The organism is Oscillibacter sp. UBA6647 (assembly GCA_002455655.1).
Classification (GTDB): Bacteria; Bacillota; Clostridia; order Oscillospirales; family Oscillospiraceae; genus Oscillibacter.
Window position 1 is genome coordinate 1 of the sequence record DKLF01000094.1, and the last position, 7670, is coordinate 7670.

9 protein-coding genes and 2 riboswitches are annotated in these 7670 nt (G+C 58.3%); all 9 genes read right to left on the reverse strand.

Annotated features, from left to right (window positions below; translation table 11 throughout):
* Positions 1 to 247: 247 nt before the first annotated feature.
* Complete coding sequence (locus tag B2W96_RS06590) at positions 248 to 1267, reverse strand: ABC transporter substrate-binding protein (RefSeq protein WP_293009490.1); 1020 nt, start codon at positions 1265 to 1267, stop codon at positions 248 to 250.
* A gap of 16 nt (positions 1268 to 1283) precedes the next feature.
* Positions 1284 to 2036: an ABC transporter permease gene (locus tag B2W96_RS06595; protein ID WP_293009491.1), complete on the reverse strand. Its 753-nt coding sequence runs from the start codon at positions 2034 to 2036 to the stop codon at positions 1284 to 1286.
* Positions 2033 to 2785, reverse strand: a complete 753-nt coding sequence (locus tag B2W96_RS06600; protein WP_293009492.1) for an ABC transporter ATP-binding protein — start codon at positions 2783 to 2785, stop codon at positions 2033 to 2035. Before B2W96_RS06600 ends, B2W96_RS06595 begins: the two co-directional genes overlap by 4 nt.
* 3 nt (positions 2786 to 2788) lie before the next feature.
* A complete protein-coding gene (gene tenA, locus B2W96_RS06605; protein WP_293009493.1) occupies positions 2789 to 3457 on the reverse strand; it encodes a thiaminase II in 669 nt (222 codons plus the stop codon).
* The gene (gene thiD / locus B2W96_RS06610) at positions 3454 to 4263 is read right to left on the reverse strand and encodes a bifunctional hydroxymethylpyrimidine kinase/phosphomethylpyrimidine kinase (RefSeq protein WP_293009494.1); all 810 of its coding nucleotides are present in this window, start codon (positions 4261 to 4263) and stop codon (positions 3454 to 3456) included. The genes tenA and thiD overlap by 4 nt, the downstream gene beginning before the upstream one ends.
* 152 nt (positions 4264 to 4415) lie before the next feature.
* Positions 4416 to 5063, reverse strand: coding sequence for a thiamine phosphate synthase (gene thiE / locus B2W96_RS06615; protein ID WP_293009495.1), 648 nt, complete (start codon positions 5061 to 5063; stop codon positions 4416 to 4418).
* Complete coding sequence (gene thiM / locus B2W96_RS06620; protein WP_293009496.1) at positions 5050 to 5868, reverse strand: hydroxyethylthiazole kinase; 819 nt, start codon at positions 5866 to 5868, stop codon at positions 5050 to 5052. The genes thiE and thiM overlap by 14 nt, the downstream gene beginning before the upstream one ends.
* Complete coding sequence (gene thiW / locus B2W96_RS06625; RefSeq protein WP_293009497.1) at positions 5861 to 6415, reverse strand: energy coupling factor transporter S component ThiW; 555 nt, start codon at positions 6413 to 6415, stop codon at positions 5861 to 5863. Before thiW ends, thiM begins: the two co-directional genes overlap by 8 nt.
* 261 nt (positions 6416 to 6676) lie before the next feature.
* Positions 6677 to 6784: riboswitch (TPP riboswitch) on the reverse strand.
* A 46-nt stretch (positions 6785 to 6830) separates the two neighbouring features.
* Positions 6831 to 6939, reverse strand: a riboswitch (TPP riboswitch).
* A 134-nt stretch (positions 6940 to 7073) separates the two neighbouring features.
* A partial coding sequence (locus B2W96_RS06630; RefSeq protein WP_293009498.1) for a CorA family divalent cation transporter occupies positions 7074 to 7670 on the reverse strand: 597 nt, incomplete at its 5' end.

Here is a 7670-nt window from a genome sequence, read left to right on the forward strand (position 1 = left end):
CGCGCTGGAAATACTGGGACAGGTGAGCGGTGAAAGCCGGGACGGGAGTGTAAAGTCCACGGGGCTTATTTGCGATTGAAGGGAAGAGCCAGAAAAACCGAACAGAAAAGCCACGCCCCGAAGCTTACAGCTTCGGGGCGTGATTTTATGAAACAGACCGTTCAAAAATGTAGAAATCGCGGTGGCTCATAGGGTTCCGTACTGCCGTAAACGCGGACGAAAATCCACGTTACATTGGTCTGGTTTTTTAAAAATCGATGTTTGCCATCACCTGCGCCGGGTCCACCTTTTCGTGAATCAGCCCCACGCTGTACATCCAGTCAATGTTGGACTGCCAGGTTTCGGCGGTCTGGCTGAGGAAAGGGGTGGTCTCTGTCTCCATCAGGGGCAGCAGAGTCTGGCAGGACTGGGCTTCCACGGAGGGGGACAGGGGGAAGTTTTCCGCGTTCTGGTTATCCAGCAGGATTTGCAGACAGCCGTCCGGGTCTGCCTGAAAATCAGCAAAGCCCTTGGCGGAGGCTCGCAGAAATCCTGCCAGCACCTCCGGTTCGGCTTCAATCATCTTGTCATTTGCCAGAAATACGGCTTCGTAGTAGTTGGGAATTCCGTATTCATTGACCATAAAATAGTTGACGTCAAAGCCCTCCTCCTCCATCTGGGGAACCTCGTGGTTTACAAGGCAGCCAATGGTGGCGTCCACGTTGCCGGTGGTCATGGAGCTCATCAAATCAAAGCCCACGTTCACCAGATTTACGCGGCCAAAATCCGCGCCGCTGGCGTCCATCAGGGCTTTGACCAAGGACTCGCTGAGAGCCGTTCCCGCATAGCCAACGGTTTTGTCCTCTAAATCCTTGGGGGTGTGGATGTTTTTATCCGCCAGAGACAAAATGATGTTCAGGGGAGACTGCACCACCGCGCCGATGGACTTGATTCCCACTCCCTGATCGGCCACTGCCTGAATCACGTCCTGCTGATAGTACAGGCCGATTTCCGCTTTCCCTGCGGCGACCAAAGACAGCGCGTCGTTTTCGTTGGAGGGGAACCGGATGTTTACCTCCAGCCCCTCGTCTTTATAGTAGCCTCGCTGGATGGCTGTGTAAATAAAGGTGTGCAGGGCGTTGGGATACCAGTCCAGCACCACGTTGATTCCCCGGAGGCTGCCATCCTCTTCGCTGGCCGACTGTCCGGCGGATGCCTGACTGCCGCAGCCGGTAAGTACCGTCAGCACCAGCATTACAGCCAGAAGCAGAGCAGTAATTCTTCTCATAATGATTCCTCGTTTCTTATTGTCCGCGCCACGTTATGACGCGCTTTTCTATAATACTGACCATTGCCACCAGCAGCATTGCCGCCACCGACAGCAATAAAATGGGCGCAAAAACTCCGGCCCCGTCCAACTGCGTCATCATTCGGCGGCTGAAATACCCAAGGCCGCTCTGGGCGCCCAGCCATTCTCCAATGGCCGCGCCGATGACCGACAGGGGAATCGCCATTTTGATGGCGGAGAAAAAGTAGGGAAGGGCGGCAGGAAGCTTCAGTTTCCAGAAAATCTGGCGTTTGCTGGCCCCGAAGGTGAACAACAGCTCCGTCATCTCCGTTTTTACAGACCGGAACCCGTCAAACACCGTGATGGCGATGGGGAAAAAAGTAATCAGAACCGCCACCAGCACCTTGCTCCACAACCCATACCCAAACCACAGCACAAACAGGGGGGCCAGGGCCGTGGTGGGGATCGTCTGGGACGCGACGATCAGCGGGTACAGCGCCTTTTCCGCGGCGGGAGACGCATCCATCAGCATGGCAAGTCCCAGCCCCAGAACGACGGAGATGCCAAGGCCCACCCCCACCACCGCCATGGTGGCGGGCAGATGAGCGGAAAACAGCGGCCCTCGCAGCTCCCACAGCCGCACGAGTACCTGCCACGGGCTGGGCAGGATATAGGCCGCATCCATACCCATGGCGGCGGCCTGCCAGAGCATGACCAGCGCCAGCGTCAGCCCGGCGGCGGGGAGATTTCCCCGATTTGCCTTTCTCATCCCGCGTTCCTCCTGAGCATGGAAATCAACTCCTCCTTCAGCGACAAAAGCTCCGGCTGACGCAGGGTTTCCAGCGACCGGGGATACCCGGCGGGGACTGGGAAGGAGCGCAGACTGGTAATGGGCGTGCCCTCCGCGGCCAGAATCCGGCCGGAGAGAAACAGCGCTTCCTCCACATCGTGGGTAATAAACAGCACCGTTTTGCGCTCCCCCTCCCACTGCTCCAGCAGCCATTCCCGCATGGAAAGGCGGGTCAGATAGTCCAGCGCGGAAAACGGCTCATCCAGCAAAAGAAGCTGGGAACCGGTGAGCACCGTCCGGGCAAAGGCCGCCCGCTGGCGCATTCCGCCGGAAAGCTCTCCGGGCATTTTTTTGCCCCAGTCTCCAAGGCCCACGGCCCCCAGCGCACTCTCCACGCGGGTATCCATTTCCGCGTTGGAAAGCCCGCCCTGTATTTCCAGCGGCAGACGGAGATTCTCTGCCACGGTGCGCCAGGGAAACAGCAAATCCTGCTGGGGCATATAGCCGCAGTAACGCTTTCGCCCGGCAATGCTTGCTCCGTCCACCAGTATTTCGCCGCGTTCGGGAGACAGCAGTCCGTTCACCAGACGGAAAATGGTGCTTTTTCCGCAGCCAGAGGGGCCGACCACGGATACAAACTCCCCCCGGTCTACGTGAAAGGAAAGCTGGTCGATGGTGGGGAAGCTATCCGACTGATATTGAAAGGTCACATTTTCAAAGGTCAGCATGTCTTACGTCCTCAACTCCCACGCCATATCCCAGAACGCGCCCTCGTACCGGGAGCAGGCGATGAAAATTTCCTCCAGACTACGGAGCCGGGCTTCGGAGTAGTCTGATGTCAACTGCTTGGTCAGCTCGGCCAGCTTTTCATTGGCGGCGGCATAGTCAGAGCTTGCATAGCCCCGGACCCATTCGCCGTAAAAGGGATGCTCCGCGCAGGCGGGATTTCGTTTTGTCATTTCTTTGGCGATGACCTCATAGCTGAGGGCGCAGGAGAGGATCGCCGCGGCGATTTCCCCCGGACCTTCCTTGTAAGCAATCCGAAGCATGTAGGAGACGTAGGAGAGATTATCCTGCGCCATGGGCGTGCGCTCCGCTTCGTCAAGGGAAATGCCCAGCCGTTCCATATAGCCCCGGTGAATGTCCATTTCCCCGTTCAGAATCTGCGTTATGTAGCCGGCGAACAGAGCCATTGAAGCACGGTCCCGGGCTTTCGCCACACCAAGGGCGAATACGCGGGCATAGTCCAGCAGGTACAGATAGTCCTGCACCATGTAATGCTTGAATTTTTCCCGGTCCAGAGTGCCGTCGGCAATTCCCCGGACAAAGGGGTGGGCGTGATAGTCCGCCCATATGTCTTTCGCCGCGTCCAAAAGGCGCTGCGTTGTGTTCTGCTTCATTTGTCCGCCTCTTTCGCAAATTCGCCTGCAAGGTCAAAGGCGTGGTTCATAGGGCCGGAGCCTGCCCCCAGATTCAGCATCGCGCCCAGCGCTTCGGAGATGTACGCCTTGGCCCGCTCCACCGCTTCGTCCAGCCCGTAGCCCTTCGCAAGATTTGCGGCGATGGCGCTGGAGAGGGTGCAGCCGGTGCCGTGGGTATTGGGGTTGTCGATGCGTTTGCCGTTGAACCAGCGGGCTTCTCCGCTTCGGTACAAAAGGTCGTTTGCGTCGTTAAGCTGGTGGCCGCCCTTGCACAGCACGGCACAGCCATAGGCGTCCGAAATGGCCTTCGCGGCCCGCTCCATGTCGGCGGCGGTTTTTACCGTCATCCCCGAAAGAACCTCCGTTTCCGGGATGTTGGGGGTGAGGACTGTGGCAAGCGGCAGCAGCAGCCGCTTCAGTGCGCCCACCGCGTCGGCGCTGATGAGCCTCGCGCCGCTGGTGGACACCATCACGGGGTCCACCACAATGTTTACCGCTTTGTACTGTATTAGCTTTTCCGCAATCACCTGAATCAGTCCCGCGGAGGAAACCATGCCGATTTTCACGGCGTCGGGCGGGATGTCGGTAAATACGCAGTCAAGCTGCTGGGCGAGAAATTCCGGGGGGACCTCGAAAATCCCCTGGACGCCGGTTGTGTTCTGGGCAGTCAGGGCCGTGACGGCGCTCATGGCGTATACGCCATTGACGGTCATGGTTTTGATGTCTGCCTGAATCCCGGCGCCTCCGCTGGAATCACTTCCGGCGATTGATAATGCTGTTTTCATGAATGAAAACTCCTTTCCACTGTCAGCACTATTTTTATTGAGCGGCAGAGAGTGGTGCCCCCGGTCTGCCGCTATTTCAAGGCGCTGCGGCCTGTGAAATCTATGAAATGGTGGGGCCGGCAATGCGCCGGCCCCGCAAAATGGGGCAGGGCCTATTTGAGGTCCCCCACCAGCTTTTCCGCAAGCGTCCGCAGCGCGGCGGTGGCCGCGCCGAGGTCCTCTGCCCCGAAAATCGCCGATACCACGGCCACGCCGTCCACACCGCTGCCGGAGAGACGCAGAATGTTCTCCCCGGAGATGCCGCCGATGGCCACAGTGGGAACGTCCACGGCAGAGCAGATGGCGCGGAGGGTTTCAAAAGGCATCAGGTCCACGTCCGACTTGGTGGACGTGGAAAACACGGCCCCAAGGCCCAAATAATCCGCGCCGTTTTTTACTGCCTCCAGCGCCTCAACCACGGTGTGGGCAGAAACGCCCACGATCATCCCGTCGCCCACCCGGGCCCGAACGTCGGCGGCAAGCATATCCTCCTGCCCCACGTGAATGCCGTCCGCGTCGGATTTGATGGCGATCTCCACGTTGTCGTTGACGATAAAGGGTACGCTATACTCCTTGCAGAGCTTTGCAAGCGCCGTGGCCTCGGCGAGGAACGCATCCTCGTCCAGCTCCTTTTCCCGGAGCTGAACGCAGGTGGCCCCGTTTTTCAATGCCAGTTCCACCTGCTGATACAGGCTCAGCGTTCCCACCCATGCCCGGTCTGTCACCGCGTAGAGCAGCATCGCCTTTTTATCGCACTTCATACCGTGCTCCTTCCTCCAACGCCTCCGGCGTGAGATTGTAAACCGCGTCAATGATGTAGTTCCGATAGCTGGAGTTGCCGTCCAGTTCCGTCATGCGCCGCCGGGCCGTTTCGCCGCAAAGACCCATGGCGCAGACCGCCGCCGCCGCCGCATCCAGTGTACGCCCCGGATTGGCGGTGACGTAAGCCGCTGTCATGGCGGAGAGCTGGCAGCCGGTACCGGTGATTCGGCTCATATCCGGGTGGCCGTTTCGGATGCAGTAGGCCGTATGTTCGTCCGCCACGATATCAATGGCTCCGGTAATAGCCACCACCGCGCCGGTTGTTTTGGAAAATGCCTTGGCAAAGGCCGCCGCCTGCGGAAGATTCTCCTCCGTCACTCGGTCGGCAACGTCCGCGTCCACGCCCTTCGTGGTTCCGCTGCCCTGTGTCAGCGCCTTGATTTCCGAGATGTTGCCCCGGATGACGGCAAACCGAATCTCTTGCAGCAGCTTCAGTGCGGTTTCGGTGCGAAGAGCGGACGCACCCGCCCCCACGGGGTCCAGAATCACGGGGTGGCCCAGCGTGTTTGCCTTTTTCCCTGCGGCCAGCATGGCGGGGATGGTGCGCTGATTTAGAGTGCCGATGTTGATGTTTAACCCACCGCAGATGGAGGTGATCTCCTCTGCCTCCTCCAGATCGTCTGCCATAATGGGCGACGCGCCGCAGGCCAGAAGAATATTGGCACAGTCGTTCACGGTGACATAGTTGGTGATGTTGTGAATCAGGGGAGCCTGACGGCGGACATTTTCAAGCAGTTCATGCATCTGCTTCACTTCCTTTCTGATGGTAAACGGATTGATCCAGACGGGACTGCATACCCGAAAGAGCCCCGGCTTTTTCCAGAGAATAGATTAAAAGTCCCGACAGGATGGAGCCGCCTGCGGTGGAGATGAAAAACGGGAGGATATACGCGTAGAACGCCAGCTCTCCGGCAGATTTTCCCATAAGAAAAACGGCCACGGGATAGGCGCACAGCCCGCCAAGCACGGCGGTTCCAAATACCTCGGCAGCCAAGGTGGGGAGCAGGCGGCGGCTTTTCCGGTAGACAAGTCCGCAGAGCAGCGCGCCGAACATGCTGCCGGGGAACGCCATCAGGCTTCCAAGGCCCAAGAGGTTTCGAATCAGGCTTGCGCCGAAGGCCACGGCCACGCCGTAGCCCGGGCCCAGCAGCACCGCGCAGAGGATATTGACCATGTGTTGCACCGGGGCGCACTTGCTGGCGAACACGGGGAAGGAAAACAGACTGCCAACCACAGCAGCCGCGCAGAAAAGTCCGGCCACAGCCAGCTTTTGGACGTTGATTTTTTTCATTGTGATGCTCCTTTTGAATTTAACGGAGAAAACGGCAAGTACAGCGTCGCTTCCCCTTTTGACAGGAACGGGCAGACCTCTGCCCTGGAAGATCGGTCGAGGCTTATTGGCCTCCTCTCACGCCGGAACACGGCTTCCCATCGCTGCAATACAGGACGCAGGGAGCTCCCCCTCCGCCCGTCACGGCCTGACCGTGAATGCCGCCTGTCACCATCCTTTCAAAGGGAACAAAAAAACGGAGACATCTGATACGATGCCTCCGAAAGCGTATATAACGGCTTCCTACGGCGGCATTACCCGCATCAGGTTCATGGGTCGAAGGCAGTACCTTCCTCTCAGCCTGCTTGCGCAAGCTCCCCCGGTTTTTCTGTTCGTAACTATAAAAATTCGGAGACGCCGATACGGCGCCTCCGACAAGAATCAAAAACTGACTCCCTACGGCGGCATGATCCGCATCAGGTTTCCAGGGTCGAAGTTGAACGACTTCCTCTCAGCCCGCTGTACGGACTCCCCACTTACAAGCACTATACTCCCGCCGCCCGAAAAAAGCAAGCCCCAAAAGGGGCGCGGCCCGAATTTTGCCAAAATATGCGCCCGTATGGGCCTTTCAGGATGTTGCGGAAAAAGCGCCGCCGCGTCAAGGGCGGTTCCGCCGGGCTTAAAACCAGCCTTTTTTCTTAAACCACAGAATCAGGCACCCGCAAATGACCCCACTGAGTGCGATAACGACGGGATAGCCGTATTTCCACTCAAGCTCAGGCATCCCCTGAAAGTTCATTCCATACCAGCCCGCAAGCAGGGACAGCGGAAGAAACAGGGCTGTGATAACCGTGAACAGCCGCATCAGCTCGTTTTGCTGCAAGTCCAGCTGGGCCTGATATGCTTCCCGCATTTGCGTGACGTAATCCCGCAGGCTCAGCACAGTGGAAAGAAACCGCCGCGTCCTGTTCAGCAGGTTGGAAAAATGCCGCCGAGTGCTGCGGCTGAGTAGGTTTTCGTCGTCAGCCGCCAGATTTTCAAAAATTGCGGACAATTGCTCGTAATAGCGCTTGCGGCGCAGAAGCTCCTTGCGATATTCCGTAATGCGGGACATATAATCCCGCCGCTTTGTGTGGAGCACTGCGCCGTCCTCGTCCTCCGTCACGGCGGCTTCAAAAGCGTCCAGCTCGTCGGTATCAGACTTCAGCAGGCCCGTGAAAAACTGATACAGCACCGTTTCGTTGTCAGGGCCTTCCATCGTCTCTTTTTGCAGGCG

Coding starts and splice junctions, on each gene's coding strand:
- B2W96_RS06590 (WP_293009490.1), bottom strand. CDS start 1,267: ATGAGAAGAATTACTGCTCTGCTTCTGGCTGTAATGCTGGTGCTGACG.
- B2W96_RS06595 (WP_293009491.1), bottom strand. CDS start 2,036: ATGAGAAAGGCAAATCGGGGAAATCTCCCCGCCGCCGGGCTGACGCTG.
- B2W96_RS06600 (WP_293009492.1), bottom strand. CDS start 2,785: ATGCTGACCTTTGAAAATGTGACCTTTCAATATCAGTCGGATAGCTTC.
- tenA (WP_293009493.1), bottom strand. CDS start 3,457: ATGAAGCAGAACACAACGCAGCGCCTTTTGGACGCGGCGAAAGACATA.
- thiD (WP_293009494.1), bottom strand. CDS start 4,263: ATGAAAACAGCATTATCAATCGCCGGAAGTGATTCCAGCGGAGGCGCC.
- thiE (WP_293009495.1), bottom strand. CDS start 5,063: ATGAAGTGCGATAAAAAGGCGATGCTGCTCTACGCGGTGACAGACCGG.
- thiM (WP_293009496.1), bottom strand. CDS start 5,868: ATGCATGAACTGCTTGAAAATGTCCGCCGTCAGGCTCCCCTGATTCAC.
- thiW (WP_293009497.1), bottom strand. CDS start 6,415: ATGAAAAAAATCAACGTCCAAAAGCTGGCTGTGGCCGGACTTTTCTGC.